This window comes from Streptomyces sp. NPDC088747 (assembly GCF_044751025.1).
Lineage (GTDB): Bacteria > Actinomycetota > Actinomycetes > Streptomycetales > Streptomycetaceae > Streptomyces.
Map to the genome: position 1 here is coordinate 157,461 of NZ_JBIVKZ010000006.1, position 23,455 is coordinate 180,915.

Annotated in this window: 22 protein-coding genes; 11 read left to right on the forward strand and 11 right to left on the reverse strand. The window is 67.2% G+C overall.

Annotated features, from left to right (window positions below; translation table 11 throughout):
* Positions 1–21 precede the first annotated feature (21 nt).
* Positions 22–2,508 carry a transglycosylase domain-containing protein gene (locus tag ACIP79_RS16435; RefSeq protein WP_401223667.1) on the reverse strand — a complete coding sequence of 829 codons (2,487 nt, stop codon included), beginning with the start codon at positions 2,506–2,508 and terminating at the stop codon, positions 22–24.
* Positions 2,509–2,708: 200 nt separating this feature from the next.
* Here ACIP79_RS16435 and ACIP79_RS16440 point away from each other — a divergent pair, with 200 nt between their 5' ends.
* The 4 genes from ACIP79_RS16440 to ACIP79_RS16455 are packed head-to-tail and all read left to right on the forward strand — an operon-like array spanning position 2,709 to position 6,250.
* Complete coding sequence (locus ACIP79_RS16440; RefSeq protein WP_401223670.1) at positions 2,709–3,512, forward strand: ABC transporter permease; 804 nt, start codon at positions 2,709–2,711, stop codon at positions 3,510–3,512.
* 16 nt (positions 3,513–3,528) lie between these two features.
* Positions 3,529–4,380: an ABC transporter permease gene (locus tag ACIP79_RS16445; protein ID WP_401224266.1), complete on the forward strand. Its 852-nt coding sequence runs from the start codon at positions 3,529–3,531 to the stop codon at positions 4,378–4,380.
* Between the two features lie 6 nt (positions 4,381–4,386).
* Positions 4,387–5,364, forward strand: coding sequence for an ATP-binding cassette domain-containing protein (locus tag ACIP79_RS16450; RefSeq protein WP_383677583.1), 978 nt, complete (start codon positions 4,387–4,389; stop codon positions 5,362–5,364).
* 10 nt (positions 5,365–5,374) lie between these two features.
* Positions 5,375–6,250 carry a DUF1707 domain-containing protein gene (locus tag ACIP79_RS16455; RefSeq protein WP_401223673.1) on the forward strand — a complete coding sequence of 292 codons (876 nt, stop codon included), beginning with the start codon at positions 5,375–5,377 and terminating at the stop codon, positions 6,248–6,250.
* 381 nt (positions 6,251–6,631) lie between these two features.
* Here the strand turns inward: ACIP79_RS16455 and ACIP79_RS16460 are convergent, their stop codons facing one another.
* Positions 6,632–7,963, reverse strand: a complete 1,332-nt coding sequence (locus ACIP79_RS16460) for an SGNH/GDSL hydrolase family protein (RefSeq protein ID WP_401223676.1) — start codon at positions 7,961–7,963, stop codon at positions 6,632–6,634.
* 172 nt (positions 7,964–8,135) lie between these two features.
* Between ACIP79_RS16460 and ACIP79_RS16465 the strand changes: the two genes are divergently transcribed.
* The 3 genes from ACIP79_RS16465 (at position 8,136) to ACIP79_RS16475 (ending at position 11,863) form a co-directional block, all read left to right on the forward strand.
* Positions 8,136–9,539: a DUF445 domain-containing protein gene (locus tag ACIP79_RS16465; RefSeq protein ID WP_401223679.1), complete on the forward strand. Its 1,404-nt coding sequence runs from the start codon at positions 8,136–8,138 to the stop codon at positions 9,537–9,539.
* Positions 9,540–9,709: 170 nt separating this feature from the next.
* Entirely contained in the window at positions 9,710–11,182 is a 1,473-nt protein-coding gene (locus ACIP79_RS16470) for an MFS transporter (protein ID WP_401223681.1), read from the forward strand.
* Between the two features lie 210 nt (positions 11,183–11,392).
* Positions 11,393–11,863 carry a hypothetical protein gene (locus tag ACIP79_RS16475; protein WP_401223684.1) on the forward strand — a complete coding sequence of 157 codons (471 nt, stop codon included), beginning with the start codon at positions 11,393–11,395 and terminating at the stop codon, positions 11,861–11,863.
* Between the two features lie 15 nt (positions 11,864–11,878).
* Here ACIP79_RS16475 and ACIP79_RS16480 read toward each other — a convergent pair whose 3' ends face one another.
* Positions 11,879–12,355, reverse strand: coding sequence for a hypothetical protein (locus ACIP79_RS16480; RefSeq protein WP_401223687.1), 477 nt, complete (start codon positions 12,353–12,355; stop codon positions 11,879–11,881).
* A 196-nt stretch (positions 12,356–12,551) separates the two neighbouring features.
* Here ACIP79_RS16480 and ACIP79_RS16485 point away from each other — a divergent pair, with 196 nt between their 5' ends.
* Positions 12,552–13,499 (forward strand): GlxA family transcriptional regulator, encoded by a 948-nt coding sequence (locus ACIP79_RS16485; protein WP_401223689.1) that lies wholly within the window; start codon positions 12,552–12,554, stop codon positions 13,497–13,499.
* 96 nt (positions 13,500–13,595) lie between these two features.
* On the opposite strand, the gene ACIP79_RS16490 is transcribed toward ACIP79_RS16485, so the two are convergent.
* The 5 genes from ACIP79_RS16490 to ACIP79_RS16510 form a co-directional block, all read right to left on the reverse strand.
* Positions 13,596–13,901: a hypothetical protein gene (locus tag ACIP79_RS16490; protein ID WP_401223691.1), complete on the reverse strand. Its 306-nt coding sequence runs from the start codon at positions 13,899–13,901 to the stop codon at positions 13,596–13,598.
* A gap of 108 nt (positions 13,902–14,009) precedes the next feature.
* Positions 14,010–14,147, reverse strand: coding sequence for an SDR family oxidoreductase (locus ACIP79_RS16495; RefSeq protein ID WP_401223693.1), 138 nt, complete (start codon positions 14,145–14,147; stop codon positions 14,010–14,012).
* A 25-nt stretch (positions 14,148–14,172) separates the two neighbouring features.
* A complete protein-coding gene (locus ACIP79_RS16500; protein ID WP_401223696.1) occupies positions 14,173–14,454 on the reverse strand; it encodes a hypothetical protein in 282 nt (93 codons plus the stop codon).
* 790 nt (positions 14,455–15,244) lie between these two features.
* Positions 15,245–15,463 carry a DUF397 domain-containing protein gene (locus tag ACIP79_RS16505; protein WP_401223699.1) on the reverse strand — a complete coding sequence of 73 codons (219 nt, stop codon included), beginning with the start codon at positions 15,461–15,463 and terminating at the stop codon, positions 15,245–15,247.
* Positions 15,460–16,308 (reverse strand): helix-turn-helix domain-containing protein, encoded by an 849-nt coding sequence (locus ACIP79_RS16510; protein WP_401223701.1) that lies wholly within the window; start codon positions 16,306–16,308, stop codon positions 15,460–15,462. Before ACIP79_RS16510 ends, ACIP79_RS16505 begins: the two co-directional genes overlap by 4 nt.
* A gap of 226 nt (positions 16,309–16,534) precedes the next feature.
* On the opposite strand from ACIP79_RS16510, the gene ACIP79_RS16515 reads away from it, so the two are divergent.
* From ACIP79_RS16515 to ACIP79_RS16525, 3 genes are all read left to right on the forward strand, one after another.
* The gene (locus tag ACIP79_RS16515; protein ID WP_401224268.1) at positions 16,535–17,164 is read left to right on the forward strand and encodes an ATP-binding protein; all 630 of its coding nucleotides are present in this window, start codon (positions 16,535–16,537) and stop codon (positions 17,162–17,164) included.
* A 92-nt stretch (positions 17,165–17,256) separates the two neighbouring features.
* Positions 17,257–18,261, forward strand: a complete 1,005-nt coding sequence (locus ACIP79_RS16520; RefSeq protein ID WP_401223704.1) for a DNA cytosine methyltransferase — start codon at positions 17,257–17,259, stop codon at positions 18,259–18,261.
* Positions 18,262–18,284: 23 nt separating this feature from the next.
* Entirely contained in the window at positions 18,285–19,466 is a 1,182-nt protein-coding gene (locus ACIP79_RS16525) for a DNA cytosine methyltransferase (protein ID WP_401223706.1), read from the forward strand.
* Here ACIP79_RS16525 and ACIP79_RS16530 read toward each other — a convergent pair.
* From ACIP79_RS16530 to ACIP79_RS16540, 3 genes are read right to left on the reverse strand one after another with little or no spacing between them, the layout of a single operon-like run.
* Positions 19,456–20,358, reverse strand: coding sequence for a DUF6339 family protein (locus ACIP79_RS16530; RefSeq protein ID WP_401223709.1), 903 nt, complete (start codon positions 20,356–20,358; stop codon positions 19,456–19,458). The two genes, ACIP79_RS16525 and ACIP79_RS16530, sit on opposite strands and share 11 nt — an antisense overlap.
* The gene (locus ACIP79_RS16535) at positions 20,355–21,329 is read right to left on the reverse strand and encodes a hypothetical protein (RefSeq protein WP_401223711.1); all 975 of its coding nucleotides are present in this window, start codon (positions 21,327–21,329) and stop codon (positions 20,355–20,357) included. Before ACIP79_RS16535 ends, ACIP79_RS16530 begins: the two co-directional genes overlap by 4 nt.
* Positions 21,329–23,395: a helix-turn-helix domain-containing protein gene (locus tag ACIP79_RS16540; RefSeq protein WP_401223714.1), complete on the reverse strand. Its 2,067-nt coding sequence runs from the start codon at positions 23,393–23,395 to the stop codon at positions 21,329–21,331. The genes ACIP79_RS16535 and ACIP79_RS16540 overlap by 1 nt, the downstream gene beginning before the upstream one ends.
* Positions 23,396–23,455 lie beyond the last annotated feature (60 nt).

Below are 23,455 nucleotides of genomic sequence, written 5' to 3' on the forward strand. Positions count from 1 at the left end.
CGGTGGCCCAGGCCGGCCGGGCTACGGTTTTCGGCTTTCCGGCCGGTTCAGCGGTCCGGCTCCCGCGATCGTCCCGAGGTCGGTGCCGCCGGTGTCCGTGCCCCCGTCGGCCGTACCGCCGTCGGTCGTGGTGCCGCCGTCCGTGGTGTCGCCGGTGGTCGTACCGCCGTCGGTGGTCGTGCCGCCGTCCGTGGTGGTCCCGCCGTCCGTGGCGCCGCCGTCGGTCGTGGTGCCGCCCGTCGTCGTGGTGGTGCCGCCGTTGGTCTGGCCCTGGGTCCGGCTCTCCGTCGGGGACGGGGTCCCCGAGCCGCCCGTCGTCGTGCCGCCGGTGTCCTGGCCGCCGGTGGCCGGTGGCTCGGTGCCGGGCTCGTCGGTGGGCAGTTCCTGCTCCTCGGCGCCCGGCTGGAGCCGGAGGTCGAAGTCGCTCGCCTCGGTGCCGGCCAGGGCGGCCTTCGTGAACTGGGCCCAGATCTGCGCCGGGTAGCCGCCGCCGTTGATGCGGGCCTCGCCGAGGGCGCCGTACAGGGACTTGTGGGCGCCGGTTTCGGGGTCCTGGCCCATGACGGAGACGACGGTCGCGAGGTCGGGGGTGTAGCCGGCGAACCAGGCCGCCTGGTCCTCCTCGGCGGTGCCGGTCTTGCCCGCGGAGGGCCGGTTCGCGGCCTGCGCGGCGGTGCCGGTGCCGCCGTCGACGACGCTCTGGAGGACGGAGGTCGTGGTGTCGGCGGCCTCGCGGCTGATCACCTGCTTGGTCTCCTGCTTCGGCAGCCGTACGTTCTCTCCGCCGTCGGTGATCTTCTCGACCAGCGTGTACGTGCCGTGCCTGCCGTGGTTGGCGAGGGTGGCGTACGCCTCCGCCATGTCGAGGACGCTGGCGGTCGCCGGGCCGAGCGCGATGGACGGGGTCGCCGTGAGGTCGGGCGTGCCGGAGGGCAGGCCGAGGCCGATGGCCGTCTGCCTGACCTTCTCGGGGCCGACGTCCACCGCCATCTGCGCGTACACCGAGTTGACGGACTTGTCGGTGGCGGTGCGGACGGTGATGTCGCCGTAGGAGACGCCGTCCTCGTTCTCGGGCGCGTAGCTGCCGCCGTTCCAGCCCTCGACCGGCCGTTTGTCGGTGCCGTCGTAGACGGTGTTCGGGGTGATGGTGCGGCCGTCCTGGGTCTGCGAGTCGTTCTGGACGGCGGAGGCGAGGACGAAGGGCTTGAAGGTGGAGCCGACCTGGTAGTCGCGGCGGGTGGCGTTGTTGACGTACTGCTGGGTGTAGTCGATGCCGCCGTACATCGCGACGACCTTGCCGGTGGCCGGGTCGATGGCGACGCCGCCCGCGCGGACGTAGGTGTCGACCTTGCGGTTCTCCTTGTCGAGGTTGTCCATCACCTGGTCGTTGACCGCCTCGACGAAGGCGTCCTGCTTCGGTTTCTGGAGGGTGGTGGTGATGCGGTAGCCGCCGGTGGCGAGGGTGTCCTCGTCGAGGATCTTGTTGCTGGTGAGGTAGTCCTTGACGGCCTGGACCAGATAGCCGCGCTGGCCGGACATGCCCGCCGAGCCCTTGGCCTCCTTGGGGGAGGGGAACTTGACGGCGGCGCGGTCGGCGGCGCTCAGCCATTCCTTCTTGACCATGCCGTCGAGCACGTAGTTCCAGCGGGCCACGGCCGCGGGCCTGTTCTCCGGGTGCGCGATCACGTCGTACTCGCTCGGGGCGTTCAACAGGGCTGCCAGGTAAGCGCCTTGACCTGCCGTCAGGTCGGTGGCGTCGACGCCGTAGTACGCCTGGGCGGCGGCCTGGACGCCGTACGCGTTGCGGCCGAAGTAGCTGGTGTTGAGGTAGCCCTCGAGGATGTCGTCCTTGCTCTTCTCTCGGTCGAGCTTGATGGAGATGAAGAACTCCTTCACCTTCCGGGTGACCGTCTGCTCCTGGCCCAGGTAGTAGTTCTTCACGTACTGCTGGGTGATCGTCGAGCCGGACTGCCTGCCCTTGCCGGTGACCGTGTTCCAGGCGGCGCGGATCATCGCCTTGGGGTCGACGGCCGACTCGGTGTAGAAGTCCCGGTCCTCGGCGGCGAGTACGGCGTGCTGGGTGTCCTTGGAGATCTGCGCGAGCGTCACGTTCTCGCGGTTGACCTCGCCGTCGCGGGCGAGCTGGCTGCCGTCCGCGTAGAGGTAGACGTTGCTCTGCTTGGTCGCGGCGGCGTTCGCGGACGGGATCTTGACCAGGTAGTAGCCGAGGGCGAAGAGGCCGATCAGGAGCAGGATCACGGTGATGAAGGTGCCGAGCACCATGCGCCAGGTCGGGAGGATCCGGCGCCAGCCGGTGCGCTTGCGCTTCTGCTTCCGCTGTTTCCCGCCAGGCGCCCCCGGTGGCGCCTGTCCCTGTCCCGGCCCCTGTTCCGGCCCCTGTTCCGGTCCCCGTCCCGGCCCCTGTCCCGGCCCCTGTCCTGTCCCCTGTCCTGGTTCCCTGGGCGCCCAGCCCTGGTGGTCGTGCTGCGGCTGCGGCTGGTCACTCATCTGTTCGCCGGACTCCCGTTTCGCCTCGTACGTCGCCGTACGCCCTCGTACGTCTGTTGCGCCCCCTCTTGAAGACTGTCGCACCATGCGTTCCGTTCCCTCACCTCGGCACGCGTCCGGCCCGGAAAATGCCTGGCGGGGCGCGTCACCCGGCGGCTAGGCTCCTGCGCTTCGGCCTTGACGCGCTGAGGGAGGGCCGTTTGTCTGGCACAGGGCGGTTGTACGCGGCCGTCGCGGCCGGTGCCTTCCGGCGCCACGCCACCTATCGGATCGCCACGGCGGCGGGAGTGTTCACCAACACCGTCTTCGGGCTGATCCTGGCGTACACCTTCACCGCTCTCTGGGACGAGAAACCGCACCTGGGCGGCTACGACCAGACGCAGGCGCTCACCTACGTGTGGCTCGGGCAGTCGCTGCTCATGGTGGTGGCGGTGATGGGCGGCGGTTTCGAGGACGAGCTGATCGAGCGCATTCGTACGGGGGACATCGCGATCGACCTGTACCGGCCCGCCGACCTGCAACTGTGGTGGCTGGCTCAGGACGTGGGCCGGGCGCTGTTCCATCTGCTGGGGCGGGGGGTGTTCCCGCTGGTGTTCGGCGCGTTCCTCTTCGAACTCGCGCTGCCCACGGATCCGTTGAGGTGGCTCGCGTTCCTGGTCGCGGTGGTGTTCGGGGTGCTCGTCAGTTTTTCGATCCGCTATCTGGTGGCGCTGTCCGCGTTCTGGCTCATGGACGGGACGGGCGTGGTGCAACTGGCCTGGATCGTGGGGATCTTCTGCTCGGGGATGACGCTGCCGCTGAACGTCTTCCCGGGCGCGTTGGGCGAGGTCGTACGCGTGCTGCCCTGGTCCTCCCTCATCCAGGCCCCCGTGGACGTGCTGCTGGGCACGGCCGATCCGCTCGGTACGTACGCCTTCCAGGGCGCCTGGGCTCTCGCGCTGCTCGCGGTGGGCCGGCTCGTCCAGTCGGTGGCGACGCGACGGGTGGTGGTGCAGGGTGGCTAGCCGGGCCGACCAGCGGGTGGCGGACATCTCGTGGCCGACGCCCAGGCAGGGCGCGTACGCGCGGGTGCGTGACGGGCTGCGCGCCTACCGCATGATCGCCGCCATGTGGATCCGTTCCACGATGGCCTACCGCGCGTCCTTCGCGATGACCGCCCTCGGCAACTTCGTGGCGAACGCGCTCGACTTCGTCGCGATCCTGCTGATGTTCTCGCAGGTCGACCGGCTCGGCGGCTACTCGCTGCCCGAGGTCGCCTTCCTGTACGGCGTCGCGGGCACCGCCTTCGGGCTCGCGGACCTCGCGCTCGGCTCGATGGACCGCCTGGGGCGGCGGGTCCGCGACGGCACGCTCGACACGCTCCTCGTGCGCCCGGTGCCCGTCCTAGCCCAGGTGGCCGCCGACCGCTTCGCGCTGCGCCGCCTCGGCCGCATCCTCCAGGGGCTGTTGGTCCTCGGGTACGCGCTGATCGTGCTCGACCTGTCCTGGACGCCCCTCAAGGTGCTGCTCGTTCCGGTGATGCTGCTCAGCGGCGGCGCGATCTTCGGGGCCGTGTTCGTGGCGGGCGCGGCCTTCCAGTTCGTGGCGCAGGACGCCTCCGAGGTGCAGAACTCCTTCACGTACGGCGGCAGTACGCTCCTGCAGTACCCGCCGACCGTCTTCGCCAAGGACCTGGTGCGCGGGGTGACCTTCGTGCTCCCGCTGGCCTTCGTCAACTGGCTGCCCGCGCTGTACGTGCTGGGTCGGCCCTACCCGCTGGACCTGCCGGCCTGGACCGCCTTCGTCTCGCCGCTGGTGGCCGTCATCTGCTGCGCGCTCGCGGGCGTCGCCTGGCGCGCGGGACTTCGTTCGTATCGCAGCACGGGGAGCTGAACTCGCTTGCAGACAGACCAGGTTGGCGCCTTCATCGAGCTGGACGGGGTGGAGAAGGTCTTCGAGGTGCGCAAGAAGACCGGGTTCCTGCGCGGTGAGCGGCGCCAGGTGCGGGCCGTCGACTCGATCTCCTTCACCGTGCCGCGCGGCGAGATGGTCGGCTACATCGGTCCCAACGGCGCCGGCAAGTCGACCACCATCAAGATGCTGACCGGCATCCTCACCCCGAGCGGCGGGCGGGTGCGGGTCGCGGGCATCGACCCGTCCCGGGAGCGGACCCGGCTCGCGCAGCGCATCGGCGTCGTCTTCGGGCAGCGTACGACCCTGTGGTGGGACCTGCCGCTGATCGACTCGTACCGCCTGATGCACCGCATGTACCGGATCCCGGACGCCCGTTACCGCGAGAACCTCGACCGGTGTGTCGAACTCCTGCAACTGGGAGAGCTGTTGGACGTGCCGGTGCGGCAGCTCTCGCTGGGGCAGCGGATGCGCGGGGACATCGCGGCGGCCCTGCTGCACGACCCGGAGGTGCTGTATCTCGACGAGCCGACGATCGGGCTCGACGTGATCAGCAAGGCGCGGGTGCGGGAGTTCCTGCGGGACTTGAACGCCGAGCGCGGCACGACGGTTCTGCTCACCACGCACGACCTCACCGACATCGAGCAGTTGTGCAAGCGGGTGATGGTCATCGACCACGGGCGGCTGATGTACGACGGCGCGCTGTCGGGGCTGCACGAGGTGGGGGAGAGCGAGCGGACGCTGGTGGTGGACCTGGAGCGGGAGCTTCCGCCGATCGAGGTCGAGTCGGCGCGGGTGGTGCGGGTCGAGGGGCCGCGGCAGTGGCTGGCATTCCCGGCGGCGAAGTCGGCGGCTCCGCTGGTGGCGCGGATCGCGGCGGAGTATCCGTTGGTGGATCTCTCGGTGCGGGAGCCGGACATCGAGGCGGTCATCAGCCGCATGTACGCGGAGAAGGCGAACTCGTAGGCTGGCCCCCATGACCGAGGATCTCCCCGAACTCCGGGCTTCAGACGCCGACCGAGAGCAAGTCGCCGAAGTGCTGAGGGACGCCCTCGCGGAGGGCCGCCTCGACATGGAGGAGTTCGAGGAGCGGCTGGAGGCGACGTACAAGGCGCGTACGTACGGGGAGTTGACGCCGATCACCCGTGATCTGCCCGCACCGGGCGTGACGCCGGCGGTGAACATGGTCAAGGGGTCCGCCGGGGGCGAGACCGGGCCATGGGCGGACCGGATCGTCGGCGGTGAGGGTTCGTCGTCGTGGGGTGTCGCGATCATGGCGGGGTTCCAGCGCAAGGGGCGCTGGACGGTGCCGAAGCGGTTCAACTCCGTCGCGTTCTGGGGCGGCGGTGAGATCGACCTGCGCGAGGCGAACTTCGCGGCCCGCGAGGTGGTCGTCAACTGTGTCGCGATCATGGGCGGGATGAACGTCGTCGTGCCGCCCGGCGTCGAGGTCGTCGTCCGCGGCATCGGCGTCATGGGCGGCTTCGACCACCGCGAGGAGGGTGTCCCGGGCGAGCCCGGCGCCCCGCGCGTGATCGTCACCGGCTTCGCCTTCTGGGGCGGCGTGGGCGTGGAACGGAAACTGACCCGCGCCGAGCGGCTCCGGCTGAAGGAGGAGCGCCGCCAGGAGAAACTGGAGCGCCGCGCGGCTCGCAAGGAGTTGCAGGGCTCCCGCGACAGCCGTGACGACAGTGACGACCGCGACGGTCTCGGCGACGCGTCCGACGCCCTCGCCGAGGCCCGCGAACTGATGCGCGAACACCAGGAAGAACGCCGCGAGCTCCAGGAGGAGCGCCGGGAGCGCCGCGACGAACGCGACCGTAGGCGGCACGGGGGACACGGGGGGCACTGAGATCCCGGGGCCCTGTCCGGCGCCTCCGAGGGACCGCCGTCCCAGGGGCCACCTGTGAGACCGGGTGACGGCTGTCGGGCCACGGGGACGGGGCGCGACGGTTGCTGGGGCTGGGGCTGGGGCTGGGGCTGGGGCTGGGGTCGGCTGAGGCTGTCGGGTGCGAGGCCGCACGACGGTTGTCGGGCTGCCGAGGGCATCGGCCGACACGGCTCCGGCGGCTCCTCGCTGTAGGCACACCGACGCCGGTCGGTCGTCGTTCGGCCGTCTCTGCCCGGCTGCCAACCCGGGTGCCGGTCGACCGCCGCCCCGGCGCGGGGTCGCAGTCCGGCGCCGGGACCGCCGGCCCGCGAGCCGCGGCGGGCAACCCCGCTGCCGCGCCGTCTACAGGGCGGCAGCCACCGCCCCCTTCAGGGAAGTCAGGTCGAAGACCTGCGCCATCCGTTCGTACCCCTTGTCGCCGGGGTGCAGATGGTCGCCGGAGTCGTACTCGGACTGGAACCTGCGCGGGTTGTACGGGTCCCGTACGGCCTTGTCGAAGTCGACCACCGCGTCGAACACCTTGCCGGAGCGGATCTCCGTGTTGATGGCCTCACGGACGGCCTCGCGCTGGTCGGTGTACCCGCCGTGGCCCTGGAACGGCATCAGGGTCGCCCCGACGACCCGCAGCCCGTGGGCGTGGGCCTGCGCGACCAGGGCGCGCAGCCCGTCGGTGATCGTCGTGGGATCGACCTCGTTCGGGTTGCGCAGGATGTCGTTGATCCCGAGGTCGATGACGACGGCCTTGACGTTGGGACGCTCCAGGACGTCGCGGCTGAAGCGGGACAGGGCGCTCGGGTTGTCGGCGGGCCGGCCGAGGCTGGACGCCAGGATCCGGTTTCCGCCGATGCCTTGGTTGACGACGCTGTAGCGGGGCACTCCGTCAGTGCCGGCGGCGGCGCGCAGCCGGTCCGAAAGGTAGTCGGTCCAGCGGTGATTGGCGCCCACGGTGGATGCGTCGCCGTCGGTGAGGGAGTCTCCGAGGGCGACCACGGTGCCCTCCGCCTCGTCGCTGAGGACGTCGACGGCGGTCAGATAGCGCCAGTACGGCGTCTGCACGGTGTACGAGACGCCGCTGACCTCGTCCGAGAGGTCGCCGTCGGCGAGATAGGAGATCTGGCGCGCGTGCGGGTGATAGGTGACCGGGCCCGACGGGGCCGGCGAGAACGTGGTGACGAGTACGTCCGCGTCGGGCGGGATGTCCACCCCCACCGCGTCGCTGAGCACCTGCTGCCCGGAGGGGATCACCACCGAGGTGGATCCGCCGCCGAAGGCGAGGCGGGTCATCGTGCCGGCCTTGGCGGTGGCGCTGTTCGGCGTCTCGGCGACGGCGATCGTGGCGTGCGTGACGGTGAGCGGCTGCTGCCCGTACAGGTTGGAGAGCGTGATCCGGGCACTCGTACCGCCCGCGCCCGTGTGGACGACGTTGCGGACCGAGTGGCCCGCCATGCCGGCGGTCTCGGTGCCGGGCTCGGCTCCGGCGGGGGAGGCGGACCAGGCGCCGACCCACGTGCCGGTCGAGGCGGGGGCGGCGGAGCCACGCGGGGCCCGGCCGCCTGCGAGATTGCTCTGCCCGCCGCCTTCGTCGGCTGCGACGCCGATGTATATGGCAGCGGAAATGACCACGATCACAGCGACGATCGCGGCCAGCAAGGCATAACCGTGACGCTTGGTCATGCGGTGCGATTCTCCTCGGGCGATGGGAGCCGCGGCTCCGGTGTGATGACCCCATGATGCGTCATGAGGTGGGGTGAAGCCGCCGTACCCGCGACTTCACCGGGAACTTCCCCCACCGGACAGACGCCGGGAACTCCTGTTCCGTTCCGGGAGTCGCTCAGGAAGGGACAATGTGTACGGGGGACGCGAACGGGTGGAGTGGATGGAACGTACGAAAGCGGAAGAAAAGGGTGAAGGTGGCCAGGGGCAGCATGCCCTGTCGGACACCGTCACGAACCGGGAGAGCGCGTCCGCGGTGAGCGCGCGCCGCGCGATGACCTCTTTCAGCCCCGCCGACGAGGAGAAACAGCGGGGCGTACGGCGGATGAAGGCGACGGCGCTCGGCCTGCTGCTCTTCGTGGCGGTCGTGTACATCCTCGCCAAGTGGGCATCGAACGAAGGTGCGGGTCCATGGGCCGGTTACGTCGCCGCCGCCGCGGAGGCCGGCATGGTCGGCGCGCTCGCGGACTGGTTCGCGGTGACGGCCCTGTTCCGCCGCCCGCTGGGCCTGCCGATCCCGCACACGGCGATCATCCCCACCAAGAAGGACCAGCTCGGCGTCTCGCTGGGCGAGTTCGTCGGGGAGAACTTCCTGTCGGAGGAGGTGGTACGGGGCCGGTTGCGCGCCGTGGGCATCGGCAGCCGTCTCGGTACCTGGCTCGCCGACCCGGAGCACGCCGACCGGGTGACGGCGGAGCTGGCCGCCGCGCTCCGCGGGGCGCTGACCGTGCTGCGCGACTCCGACGTGCAGGCGGTGGTCGGCGAGGCGATCACCCGGCGCGCCGACGCCGCCGAGATCGCGCCCGGCATCGGCAAGATGCTGGAGAAGGTCGTCGCGGACGGCGGTCACAAGCGTGTCGTGGACCTCGTCGTGACACGCGCCCACGACTGGCTGGTGATGCACGACGAGCAGGTCATGGGCGCGGTGCAGGGCGGCGCCCCCGGCTGGACCCCCCGGTTCGTCGACAAGCGGGTGGGCGAGCGGGTCTACAAGGAACTGCTCCGCTTCGTCACCGAGATGCGCGACGCCCCCTCGCACCCGGCCCGCGGCGCCCTGGACCGTTTCCTCACCGACTTCGCCTCCGACCTCCAGTCCGACACCGAGACCCGCGCCCGGGTGGAGCGGCTCAAGGGCGAGGTCCTCGGCCGCGGCGAGGTCCAGGACCTGATCGCGTCCGCCTGGACCGCCGTACGATCGATGATCGTGTCGGCGGCGGAGGACGAGCGGAGCGAGCTGCGGCTCCGGGTGCGGGCGTCGCTGCTGTCGCTGGGGGCCCGGATGGCGGTGGAGCCCAAGCTCCAGGCCAAGGTCGACGGCTGGGTCGAGGGCGCGGCGGTGTACGTCGTGACGACCTACCGGGGCGAGATCACCTCCCTGATCACCGACACGGTCGCGGGCTGGGACGCCGAGCACACGACCCGCAAGATCGAGGCCAACATCGGGCGCGACCTCCAGTTCATCCGGATCAACGGCACGGTGGTGGGCTCGCTGGCGGGGCTGCTGATCTATACGGTGTCGCGGGCGTTCGGGGCGTGAGTTCCGGCGCCGGGTGACGGCTCCCGGGGGTGCCGTGGGCCGGGTTCGGCGCGCCGTGGGCCGCTCACCGGGCGTGAGAAGCGCAGATCAGGGCACTCTGGTTGGGTCAGCCACGGATCACTCGGGTAGACCCGGGCGATCACTCGGGGTCACTCAACGGTGAGGGAGCCATGTCAGCATCAGCCACGCCGGGCGACGTGCCCGCCGCCACGGGAACCGTCACCACGGCAGTACCGGCCCGCCTGGACCGGCTGCCCTGGTCCCGCTGGCACTGGATGATCGTGATCGGCCTGGGAACCGTCTGGATCCTGGACGGCCTGGAGGTCACCACCGTCGGCAACATCGCCGGCCGCCTCTCCGAGGAGGGCAGCGGGCTTGCCATCACCTCCGCGCAGGTCACCGGCATCGCCGCCGCGCTGTACGTGGCGGGCGCCTGCGCGGGCGCGCTGTTCTTCGGCTGGCTGACCGACCGCTACGGCCGCCGCAAACTCTTCATGATCACCCTTGCGGTCTACCTCGTGGCGACCGCTCTCACCGCGCTGTCCTTCTCGCCCTGGTGGTTCTTCGTCTTCCGCTTCTTCACCGGTTTCGGCATCGGCGGCGAGTACGCGGCCATCAACTCGGCGATCGACGAGCTGATCCCGTCCAAGTACCGCGGCCGGGTCGACCTCATCATCAACGGCAGCTACTGGCTCGGTGCCATCGGCGGCGCCCTGCTGTCCGTCGTCATGCTGAACACCGACATCTTCCCCAAGGACCTCGGCTGGCGGCTGACGTTCGCGCTCGGCGTCGTACTGGGTCTGGTGATCCTGCTGGTCAGGCGGCATGTGCCGGAGAGCCCGCGCTGGCAGTTCATCCACGGCCAGGGCGAGGAGGCCGAGGCCCTGGTCACCTCCGTGGAGCGCGAGATCGAGCAGGAGAAGGGCGAGCCGCTGCCGGCACCCGACCGCGAGATCACCATCCAGCAGCGCAAGAGCATCGGCTTCGGCCTGATCGCCAAGACCGTCTTCGGGCACTACCCCAAGCGGGCCACGCTCGGTCTCGCACTCTTCATCGGGCAGGCGTTCCTCTACAACGCGATCACCTTCGGCTTCGGCGCCATCCTCACCACGTTCTTCGACGTCCCCACCGGCAAGACCGGCTACTACTTCGCCGTCATCGCGGCAGGCAACTTCCTCGGCCCCCTGCTGCTCGGCAAACTGTTCGACACGGTCGGCCGCCGCATCATGATCTCCTCGACGTACCTGCTCTCCGGCATCCTGCTGTTCGGCACGGCCTGGCTCTTCGACCAGGGCTCGCTGGACGCGGTCTCGATGACGGCCTGCTGGTGCGTGGTGCTGTTCTTCGCGTCGGCCGGTGCCTCCAGCGCGTACCTGACCGTCTCCGAGGTGTTCCCGATGGAGACCCGCGCCATGGCCATCGCCTTCTTCTACGCCATCGGCACGGCCGCCGGCGGTATCAGCGGCCCGCTGGTCTTCGCCGACCTCACGGAGTCCGGCGTGGTCGGCGACACGGTGCTCGCCTTCCAGATCGGCGCGGGCCTGATGTGCGCGGCGGGCCTGGTCGCGGTGTTCCTCGCGGTGAACGCGGAACGGCGCTCGCTGGAGGACATCGCCACGCCGCTGTCCGCGGTGGAGAAGTAGCCGTCGAGACGTCGAGACGCCGAGTCGCCGAGTAGCCGACTTCTTCGGCTTCTTCGGCGGCGGCGTGGTGAGGCGGGTGCCGGGGGAGCGGACGTCGACTCCGTCGGCGCCGACACAGACGTGCGCGGGCCGCCCGGTTGAGTAGCCGGGCGGCCCGTCTGAGTACGCGTACTCTGTCGGCCCTCCGCACGCCGCGCAAACCTCGTACACATGACCGAGAAGCTGTTGAGCCCTCTGCGAACGCGCCCCTGGCCGGAACGCTGGCTGACGCGCATGGTCGGCGCCGCCCTCTCCTGCGCGGCGTACCTCGTCTGCATCCCGTGGGACCTGAACAACCGCGCCCCCGAGGCCGGTTCCGTCGACGAGAGCACTCCGGTGACGGGCCTCGGGGCCGCCGCCCTCGCACTGGTCCTGCTGACGCTGGCGGCCTACTTCGGCCACCGGGACTACCTGGGCTGGCCCTTGCTGCTGGTGGCCGCGCCCCCGGCGGCCCTGCTGCACCTCTCCCTGCGCACGAACCCCGGCCCGTCGGACGGCATGGCGCACTCCTGGCCACTGACCTGGGGATTCTGTACGTTCCTGATCGGTGCCGGGGTGCTCGTCGCGGCGGCGGTGGCCCGCACGTTCCGGCCGGAGCAGGAGGACTCGACGGAAGGGCTACTGTACGCCCACCTCACGTGAGAGCCTCCGGCCGCTCTACGCCCCTGTCGTGGACCCCGGCCGAACGATCATCAGGACCGTGACGGTGGCCCAGAGCAGGTTGAAGATCCCGGTGAACATGGCAAGCCGTGCGGTGGCCCGCGGGGTCACCGTGATCGGACGGCCACCGGCGTCCCAGATCCCCTCCATGATCGATGCCTGCCTGGGCAGCACCAGCGCGGCGAGGATCACCGCGGCGACACCGGTCAGCGCGATCGACACGATCAGCCAGGTGTCGCCGAGCACACCCATGTTGCTCGCCGTGGCGAACCCGAAGACGGGAACGGCGACGCCGACGGTGGCGTACACCCGGCAGATGCGGTGCAACAGGCGCGTGGTCGCGAGGGTCTGCGTGTCCCCCGGCTCGGCGAGGGCCTTGCGGGCCATGGGCGGAAACATGCTGGCGGCGATCGTGACGGGCCCGATGGCGACGATCGCTGCGATGACGTGGAGGGCGAGGAGGAACTTGGTCACGAGGTGACCGTAGGGGGGCCAGGGATCTTGCAGAAGTGGCGGTTCTGCCAGGGGGCAACGGATTCTCGCCACGAGAGCCCAGGCTCTACAAGGGTGCAGGTGAGCGGTGGTCGGTCGATCCATGCCAGCTACCCGATGGCATGAGGAGCGCTTATCCGCGGCTGGCGAGAACCAGCCGAAGCCGTACTCTTTTGCCATGCACACCGTGGCCGTACTGGCGCTCGACCAGGTCATCCCGTTCGACCTCGCCGCCCCGATCGACACCTTCCGCTTCGCGCGGCTGCCCGACGGGCGGGAGGCGTACCGGATCCGGGTCTGCTCGCCGACGGAGGAGGTGAGCGCGGGCCTGTTCGCGCTGCGCGCCCCGCAGGGCCTGGAGGCGCTGGCCGACGCCGACACGATCATCCTGCCGGGCGTCGCCGACCCGACCGTGCCGCTCCCGCCGGGGGTCGCGGAGGCGGTGCGCGCGGCGGCCGCGAACGGCACCCGGATCGCCTCGATCTGCGTGGGCGCCTTCGTCTTCGCCGCCACCGGCCTGCTGGACGGGCTGCGCGCGACGACGCACTGGATCGCGGCCCGCGACCTGGCGGAGATGTACCCGGCCGTGACCGTCGACCCGAACGTCCTCTACGTCGACAACGGCCAGTTCCTCACCTCGGCGGGCGCCGCCGCCTCGATCGACATGTGCCTGCACATGGTCCGCCTGGACTACGGTTCGGCCGTCGCTGCGCACACGGCCCGCATGTCCGTCGTACCCCTCGAACGGGAGGGCGGCCAGGCGCAGTTCATCATCCACAGCCGGCCACCGGCACCGACAGGCGCCACCCTGGAGCCCCTCCTCAACTGGCTGGAGGAGAACGCCGGGCGTGACCTCACCCTGGAGGACATCGCCGTCCACGCGGGCATGAGCACCCGCACCCTCAACCGCCGCTTCCGCGAACAGACGGGCACGACGCCTCTCCAGTGGCTGCACCTTGCCCGCGTACGGCGCGCCCAGCACCTCCTGGAGACGACCACCTACCCCGTCGAACGCATCGCGACCCAGGCGGGGTTCGGCTCACCGACGGCGTTCCGGGAACGGTTCAAGAGGGTGGTGGGGACGAGTCCTTACGCGTATCGGCGGGCGTTTCGGGGCGTTGCGTGAGGCGTAATGTCTGAGGTCTGGGGCCTCAGGTCGGGGGCCTGAGGCCTGAGGCCTGGGGTTCGGGGCGGGGCCCGGGGGTACGGGGCTTGCGGGCGCTCAGGCGGACCGGCGGTCGGCGACGGCCCAGGAGGCGAGGGCGACGGCTCCGGCGGCACCGAACACGGCGGGCCAGGCGCCCACCTTCTTGGCCAGCGGGTGGGACCCGGCGAAGGCGGCGACGTACGCGACGGTCAGCGCCCCGGCGGCCTTCCCGCCGGCCTGCTGCTGCCACTGCCGCGCGGCAGTGGCCCCCGCGGCGGCCAGCACGACCCCGCCGAGCTGCCGCTTCCGGGTCCAGCGCGCCACGCCGTACCCACCGACAAGCCCACTCGCGGCCACCACCGCGGCCGGAACCTTCGCCATTGCTGCCTCCGTTGTCACGCGCGTCAGGAACGATACGAGGCTAGCCCGCCGGGGTGGCGGTTGTGGGCTCTGGGGCGCCGTGCTGGGTCGGGGTACTCGGCTGTGGGTTCAGGCGCGGACGCCGAGGTGGAGGCCACCGCTGGCGTTGAGGACCTGCCCGGTAATCCAGCGGCCGTCGTCGGAGGCGAGGAAGGCGACGGCGTCGGTGACGTCCTCGGCCCGGCCGAGGGAGATCGCCGATGGCATTGCGGAGGGTGCCCCGATGCTGCGGCTACCGCCAGGCGTGTTCGACGGTGGCGGAGTTGGAGATCGTTTCGACGCCGGCTGGGAGCTTCCATGCGCAGGTGTCGTGCAGATTGGCGAGCAGTTCCTGTTCCTGGTCGGTGGTGACCTTCAGGTAGGAGAGGGAGCGTTTGGAGTGGAGCTCGGAATCATCGATGTCGCGGGTAGTGGTGTAGGTCTTGGCTTCTTGTCCAGGCGTGATGGGATCCGATGGGCAGAAGACGGTGTGCTCGGTTCCCGGCTCGCCGACGTTGTCCAACTGGGCAATCAAGTAGTACTTGGTGCCCTTAGGGGGCGGACAGTTCACCTTGGCTGTCGTCTGGAAAGTGCTGCCGGCCTTCTCAGGCGCACTGATCTGGACGGCAGGGAAGGAGCATGCCTGGGGCGGAGGAGGCGGAGGTGGGTCCCCACCTCCGGCGATGAGCAGGAAAACGCCACCGCCGACTGTCGTGATGAAAGCCGCGATGACGACCTGGTACTTGGACGGACGGAACCGGCCCCCTGTGGGTGCTCCCTGTGTTCGTTGGGGTGCCGGACGAGACGGTGCGTCGGTTGCCTGGGGTGGACGAGAGCGGCGACTCATAGGCACTCCCTGTATTTGCTGACTTACAAGAAGAGACAGCATGTCGGCTGTCATCCGTTGCACGGAAGCAGAGGTGGTTTAGACGGATAAGAGTGATGTACGCGCAGTCATCTTTGCGCGTAGCGTTAGTAGTACTCGCTGCCTGAAATCTTCCGAACAGGGCGAGGTGAAGTCGGTTTCTGCCGATGTCCGGCGTGCTGAGAGTGCGTCTCGGTGCGTAAACACTTCGTACGAGCCGCGTTCGACGCGAGACGCTAAACGGCAAGCTCAGTGCGAGTGGCTGCACTCTCACCCAGTAGTGTCAAGAAATCCCACCCGCTGACCCCTCTCGCCGCTCGGACAAGATCAACCCGCAGTGAAGTGGCGAGGGCCGGAAGGAGGGCGCAGCGGAATCGGCGAAGCCGACGCGACCGAGGGAAGCGCCCTTCACCGGTGCCGCGGGAGTCCGTTCCTGACCAGAAGCCGGCAGTCCCCACGGCTACCTCGCGGAAAAAGTGTCGCTCTTCAGGACTCGAACGAATGCTCGCCAGGCGTATGGAGGGACGGTGACGACAGGTCCCGCGGTGTTCTTGGAATCCCGCAGAAGGGTGCCTTCCACCGTGTGGGCAAACTCGACACATTCGCCGCCCGCGCCGTTGCTGTAAGAGGACTTGAACCAAGGCGGTGCGTAGACGGCCGGGGCCTGCGCAGCTTTCATCTTGTGTATTCCTTAAGGATGGAGTTGATCAGTTCGGTGGAGCGCGGTGGGCTCAACGCTGCTGCTCGAAGTCCGTCGAAGGCCCTCGTGTACTCACGCACGTGATGTTCGCCTTCCAGATAGACGGCGTCGGTGATGCCGTCTCGATATACGAGGTCCGGGTCTTCTCGGTCGGGGAAGCCAAGCATGGTGAACGATCCCGTGGCCGGACAGGTACCCGCGTCGAAGGGTAGGACCTGCACCGTGACGCAGGGCAACTCGACGCATTTCAAGACGTGTTCGAGCTGCTCCCGCATCAACGCCCGGTCACCGACAATTTTGCGCAGGGCGCCCTCGTTCACGATGAACCAGGTATCCGGCCCGTCGGGCGCGGTGAGCATGGACTGGCGCTCCATGCGTACACGTACAGCCCGTTCGATATCCTCGGTTGGCAGGTGTGCGCCGGTCTTGTGAAGCTCACCGGCGTAAGCGGGGGTCTGCATCAGGCCGGGCAACAGTTCGCACTGGTACTGACGGAATGTCGAGGCGTCCTGCTCCAGGCCGATGTAGATGGAGAACCACTCGGGAACGCCGGCACCGTGTACCTGCCACCAGCCAGGGGTTTTGGCTTGCCTGGCAAGGGACTTGAGGAACTCACGCAGTTCGTCACTGGTGTTGTAGAACCGGCACATGGCGTCGATGTCGGACGGCTGGACCCTGCCGTTCCCCGTCTCCATCCGGTTGACCTTCGAGCCGCTCCAATCCAGCGCCTTGCCTACCTGGGCGCAGGTGAGAGTGCTCATCTCGCGAAGTTTCTTCAGTTCGATCGAGAGACGACGTCGACGTGCGGTGGGTGACCCGGCCATCCCAACCCACCTCCTCGTAGCGGGCGTTCAGTCTTGCGCCAAGGTGTGTGCTTGCCAATCACCCGTAAGTGGGAATCCCGTCGTGCACATTGCACGACGGGATGCGAAAGCGTCATTCTGTCGAGCAACACCACTCACAGTGAATGCCTGTAACAGTCCGTCGCTAGATCGGATCGGCGACAGGGGATGCCGAATGAGAGGGTTCTCGGTGATTCAGCACGCCTGCATGCCGCGGAAACCGTGGGATCTGGCCTTTGCGGCAGAGCCTCGGGAAGTAGCCGCCCTGCGCCGCATCATGCGGTTGCACCTCGGACACTGGGGATTGCACGAGGTGATCGGGGCAGCTCAACTCTGCGTTAGCGAAATGGTGTCCAACGTGATCACACACGTGGGACCCGGCACACCTACCACCCTGGCTGTCTCGATGAGCGGTACCTATCTGCGCATCGAAGTCCGCGACCCCGACACACGGACCCTGCCGACACTCCTCGACGTGAGCACCGATGCCGAGTGCGGACGCGGCATGGCGCTGGTGAACGCCCTCGCGGATCGCTGGGGCGTACAACTGCGGGGCGAGCAGAAGGTGACGTGGTGCGAGCTCCCCACGGACTTGAGCTCGGCAGACGGACACACCGGAGGGCCGGGTGTGACGCGGGCCGATGCGATCCTGAGCCTCTATGGCTCGGCGAACCCGCCTCGCACGTCCGCCCCCTTGAGCGTGGCTTTGGCCGAAGAGACGGCTATCGACGTCATCGCCGACCTCCTCCACTGGCTCCGGGCGCACGGCCGCGACGCCGATGAGGCGCTGGATCGAGCTCAGATGCACTTCGAGACAGGGTCCACGGAGATCATCTAGCTCGATCGAGGAACGGTTCAGCACTCGTAATTCCTGCCGTGGCGCGGCCTCTTGGCGTACGTTGGACAGCGAATCCTCGACGAAGGAGCCGAATGCCCTCCTCAAGTGCCTTGAGTTTCCTGGAAGTCTGTGCTGGGGCGGGTGGACTCGCGCTCGGATTGGAGTCGGCAGGTTTCTCACCCACGGCACTAGTGGATACCGATGACAAGGCGCTTGCGACACTGTTTGCCAACCGCCCCGAGTGGAAACTTGTGGAGGAAGACCTCAATACCTTCGATCCCCAAGACTACCCGGAGGTATACGACGTCGACCTGTTGTCCGCGGGCACACCGCGTGTGAAGTCGATGGCAACGATCAATCGCAAGGACGATCAGTCGGCAAGGAAGCTGGTCAAGGCGGCCCTCTATCTAGTGGGAGTCGTCAGGCCGCGTGCCGTTCTTCTGGAGAATGTGCCTGGTCTCATCAGCAAGGACGACTTCTCCGAAGTGCGCAGGGAAATCGAGGAAGAGCTGCAACACCTCGGCTTTCGACTTTTCAAGAACGTCCTGAATGCGAGGGACTTCGGTGTGCCTCAGAGTCGAGAGCACGGGTTCATAGTCGCTTTGCGGGAACCCTACGCGAAAGCCTTCACCTGGCCCCCTCCGTTGTCTGAACCACCACTTCATGTCGGCGACGTGCTGTACGAGTCCATGGCCAGTCGAGGATGGCCGCACGCTCGCGCTTGGGCTCGGCAGGCAGGGATCGTGGCACCGACATTGGTCGGAGGCTCCGACAAGCGTGGTGGTCCGGATCTTGGGCCGGAACGAGCCAAAGCCATCTGGGAGAGGATCGGGATCAACGGCGGCACTCTCGCAGACGAGCCGCCGGGGCCCGAGGACGGATGGGCTCCTGGCAGCGAGAGGAAGGAACTGCCCGCACTGACGCTCGCGCAGACGGCCTTGCTTCAGGGATTCCCTTCGACTTGGCAAATTGCAGGCAGGAAGACGCGGGGGTATCGACAGGTGGGCCAGGCGGTTCCACCGCCGCTGGCCACCGCGGTGGGCCGGCAGATCTCCGCCGCGCTGAACGTCGCTGCGTCCGGTTCGCCGCGACCGTAGCCCGCCAACTAAGATCTGGAAACATGAACGCCACCCGACGCACCGATCCCATCAACGTCGTTGACCTTTTCGCAGGTTGTGGTGGCTTCACTCAGGGTTTCCATGATTTTCGGTCGGTTGGTGACGATTCCCCAGCTTTTCGCACGGTGGCGGCGGTGGAGCACGATGTGGCTGCCGCCTCCACGTACGCCTTGAACTTCGCTGATGAAGCCGGTGGCGTCGACCACGTCCACGCGGGAGACATCGAGGACTGGGAACCCGACTCGAAGGAGGCCCAGGCTGAGGTGATCCTCGGTGGGCCGCCGTGCCAGGGCTTCTCGGGCCTTGGGAAAGAAGACAAAGCCGATCCGCGCAATAAGCTTTGGCAGGAATATGCCCGAGTCGTCAATGCGATCAAACCCAAGATGTTCATCGTCGAGAATGTCGACCGGTTCCTGAGGTCTCCGGAGTTCGCCCTGCTTCACGCGGCAACTGAAAAGCCTGACGGAATGCTTCGCGACTACGTGGTGGTCAGGCAGTCGGTGCTCAACTCTGCGGACTATGGAGTTCCTCAGGCGAGGCGCCGCGCAATTGTGGTTGCGGTGCGCCGAGACATTGCGAGCCTGGAAGGGCTGAACTACCCGGATCCAAGTCATACCAAGCATGTCAAAAATTCCGGTGAGTTCATTCCGGGTGCCGGCCCCGATCCTTGGGTGGCCGTCGGCCCCGCTGTCTTCGAGCACACGCCTGCGGGGACCTCTACGACAGAGCTGCCGGAGCGGACATGCGCCCCACTCGGTGTCACTCTCCCTGGTGTCTTCTTGACGACGGATCTGCATTTTGGTCGCAACCCGACAGAAATGTCTCAGAAGCGCTACAGGGCGATTCCCGAAGGTGGAAATCGCCATGACCTTCCGCCAGAGCTCTCTACGGAGAAATGGCTGGCTCACAAGTCTGGTTCGCATGATGTGATGGGCCGCATGTACTGGGAGCGCCCATCGGTAACTATCAGAACCGAGTTCTACAAGCCGGAGAAGGGGCGATACCTCCACCCCCGGGAGCACCGCCCCATCACTCACTACGAGGCTGCCCTGATTCAGGGGTTCCCGCCCGGATTCAAGTGGAGCGGAAGTAAGATTCAGATTGGCCGACAGATCGGCAATGCCGTGCCTGTTGGCCTCTCCAGGGCGCTGGCCGGAATGGTGCATACGGCTCTCAGGGGCTGACACTCTCGGGTTCGGCGGTATCTTCCGTTTCGCTGCCGCGAATAGGTGCTGTCTCGAACAGTTTCTCAAACCAATTGGTGAGCTGTTGCACCGACCGGAAGGGCACGCTTCCGTCCACAGGGCCCTGCGGCAGGGTATTCGGATTCCACACGGGGTCGGATTCGACGGATTCGATCCACTGCTGAAGTGCTTCGTAGTCCCTGGGCTCGTCAGGGGCGATCACTTCGTAGACCAGGGTGCTGCCAGCAGCTCCGGCAGCCTTGACGAGACCGTTCACGTCTCGTCCGGTCCGCACGATGCCTTTGTCGAGAAGCTCCACCAACGCCTGGGCGGAAGGACGGTGGTGATTCATGTCCAGACGCAGTGCAGTGTTCAGTACGTCCTGGTTACCGCAGGCGGCGCTCACAGGGCGATAGTCCTCTCCATCACGGAAGAGTTCCGCAGCCCACCAAAGGCGTGAAAAGCACTGAATATCCCAGCGCCCACTGAAACGGGCCGCCTGACGCACAACCATCCGGCCATTTTTCTCTTGACCCCAACGCCATCGGACGAAATCGGGCGCGACTCGGAGCGCAATAAAATTCCACAGCCCTGAATCAGTCGCCTCGGAACGAGTCAAGCGCAACGTGTAGTGCAATCTTGGTGCGAGCCAAGCATCGGAAGCTGTCGGACGTTCACTCGCGAAGCGTTCCATGGCCTCTTCAACGAGAGTGCGTACTTCCTCTGTGTACCATCGGGGCGAATCGTCGACGAGGGCGGTCGAATTACTGGCCAGCGTCGCTTGCGGCAACGGGGCACCGTTCACCACGCTGGGGGTCAGTACTTTATTGGCCACGGCGTCGGAAAGTCTTCCCAGCCTATCCGGTATGGTGGGCTTGTTATCCGCCGTCACGCGGTCTCCTTCTTGTTCGCCATGCGCCGTAGATCACGCAAGGCAGTCGATACCTTTCTGGGCTTGCGGGCCTGTACTCCGGAGCCGTGCATCAAACGGCGCTGCAAGTCACTCCCGTTCTCTCCCTCAGTGCGAGCCTCGACCAACTCGATCAGGGCGTCCTCGGGCGAGAGGTCGGGGTACAGATCAGGGATCATCCTCCGCAGTACGTCCTCGTGCCAGCCACCGGGCCATTGTGCCTCGCCGTCGATCACGTCGCATGCATAGACGGCGGCATTGAACATCGCGCTCCATGCCTCGGAGGCAACCTGGGACGCCATGATCTCTCGAACCAGCTTCTGTTCGACGGTTGAGGCACCCTCCATCACGCCACGGAGCCCGTCGATCGAAGAGTTGAGGAGGAGCACAGGTTCGCCGGCTTCGGTGTCGACCAACCAGGGGTCGTCGCGGTACTCCTTCAGGTAATCGTGTTCGGTGAAGTCGACCCACCGCATCTTCATCGAGCGTTCGGGGGTGGGCACCTTCGCTTCGAAGTCCACGTCCCACGGGGCTTCGGAGACACCGATGAGTCGACCTTCTATGTCATCGACGGTGGCGACGATGCTCGCGGACAGTTGACTGCGACCGACATGTTCTTCGCGTCTCAGCCCGACGTCGCCGACCCAGGTTCCCGCGCGTTCGTGACGCAGTGGAAAGGCGTGATAGACGTTCGTTCGGCGATTGGTCACCACGGCGACGCATTGAATGTCGGTCCACTGCCCCGACTCAAGTTCCGTGCCGTCCGTATGCACGGAGACCTTGAGGCGTACCTCGGACCAACGTTGGTTGGTCTCTTCCAGATCCTGAAGAGCCACGACTTGAGCCCGGTCGTTGATTCGATCAAGCCTGACGGGCCTGTTGTCGACCGAGATTTTCTCTACTCGAAGCCTAACGTCGCCGCTGAGTACCTGATAAGGGAAGACGGTCTTCACTACAGCTCCTCCTTGGCCCGGCGAACATCAACCATCACCTGAGACATGGCCGCAGACACCGGGTGACTGGACACATCGGTGACGCCGCGGAACTGTCCCTGTGTCGCTCCGTCCGAAAAGGCCAAGTCGCCGTGTGGCGTCAGCTCACAGCCGGCGAGAGGCACGATTTTGCTCCACTCGACGCTGACCGAACCCGCGGAGCGGACGACGAATCTGGGCACAGCCGTGATGACCCACGGCTCCTCACGCTTGGGCAACTTCACCGTGACGGTGACATCCCAGGCTCCGGTGTTGTCGATCGCCCCCTCGATTGCCCGCACTGTGGGGAAGCCCTGGCTCTGCGCCACCTTTGGGGGATCGAGTCTGAGCAACTCCCGCAGCACCTGGGGACCTTCGTCTCCAGCGGCTTCGTCTGCCTGCCCTCGCAGAACTTCGCGGACTTTCTGATCCGCCGATTTCTTGAAGTCAATGATCTTCTGGCGTGCACCGCGTTCGTACGTTGCGGTGAGATCCTCGGTACCGATCCAGTCATTGTGGTCGGGAGGCTCTGCCGTGCGTAGAAACTGTTCGGCCGCTTCGGCCTCGGGTGTCCCACTGCGGGTTGAGGATCCGGCCAGAAGAACCGCCTGGAACGTTCGATGTCCCAGCGGAAGGTCTCCGACCCGCTTGTACTTCACGACCATTCTGGTGGCACGCATGTAGGCGACGCAGTCGGGTTGCTCATCATCCTCCCCGGCAGCGGTCAGGAGCAGGACTGCTTGATGAACTCCAGGATTGTCGGCACGCAAGTCGTCCTTGCGGCGACGCAACTCCAAAGGCACTGTTGTTTGCAGGACTTGATCACGCTCTGTGAGTTCCTGGACCGTCTCCCCGTCGAGAAACGCTTGCACAGCCCGGGACCGCGCAGGCTCATGCGTATGTGGGTCGATGAATTCTTCGGGTCTCACCGGTACGCCGTTGCGGAAAGCCGTCACCGAGGCGCTCAGTTTCGCCCCCTCCAGGTTTCCTCCGACCATGGAGGCCCAGAAATTGTGCGCAAGACTCTTCACCAGGCGACTGTGCATGTCCTCCAAGTCCTCGGTCTCTCCGGAGCCGTCGTAGGCGCCGACGACGAGGAAGGTCGTACCGGGGGCCGCCTCGCTACGCTCCAAATAGAGGGATTCCGCCGCCGGTTTGTCGCCCCACCAGGACTGCGCGGTGTTCTGACGCTGGGGGTCGACCCTGCCGAACCAACCGGGACCGGCATACTCGACGCCGTCGAGGGTGTGCCACGGCAGCTCCAACCGCCCCGCCATGCGGCGCTCCGTGCGGCCCTGCTCGGGTGTGGAGAGCGTGCTGTTCACGAGTACCAGGCCGAATCGGCTGGATGCCCACAACGCGGCTTTCCCCAGGCCGTACGAACCGCCCTGCGCACCGGCTTTCCCACTGTCCAGGGTTCGCCGTACAACGCGCGCGAACCGTCCGTCGTCGAACTCCGGGCCTGTGAGACCGGTCGCGTTGTAGTCGTCCACCCGCAGCAGAATGAGCCGCTGGGTGTCCGCCAGTTCACTCAGTCCGTCCCTGAGTACACGGCCGACCTTCTGCCGCATGTCGGCCGCGGCGGTGATATGTCTTTCGATGGCCTCCCAACCGAGAGCGGCAAGAAAGTCCTTGAGATGCTGTCCGGTCAACTCGTGCAGTACGTATTTGGCGACCACCGGTTCCGGACCGGGCAGTTGCTCGTCCAGACTGTTCTGTGTCGCCTCTCGCGCCAGTACGTCCAAGCTCGCGGAGAAGGCGAAGGTGGCCGTGTTGCCCCCCTCGCGTCCGCCGTCTGCCGGGGCTGCCCGGAAGACCCACTTCACGTCGTCGGGCGAGACCATCGGAGTCCGGCGGTTGACGGCGTCCTCGATCTCGACGTCCAGGGCCGCAGCCACGGCGGCGATCTTCTCGTACCGGGGCTCGGAACGACCGTTGACCCACCCGTTCACGGCCGCGCCGGTGACACCGGTCATCTCCGCCAGCTTCTTTTGGCTCATCCCGCGTTGAACCAGCATCTCCGCGAGCCAGACACTGAAGTCTTTCATCGTCCTCCTCGCTTCTTCGAGATCAAAGTTAAGTGATCTTGGAGAAGTTAACTTTCCTTA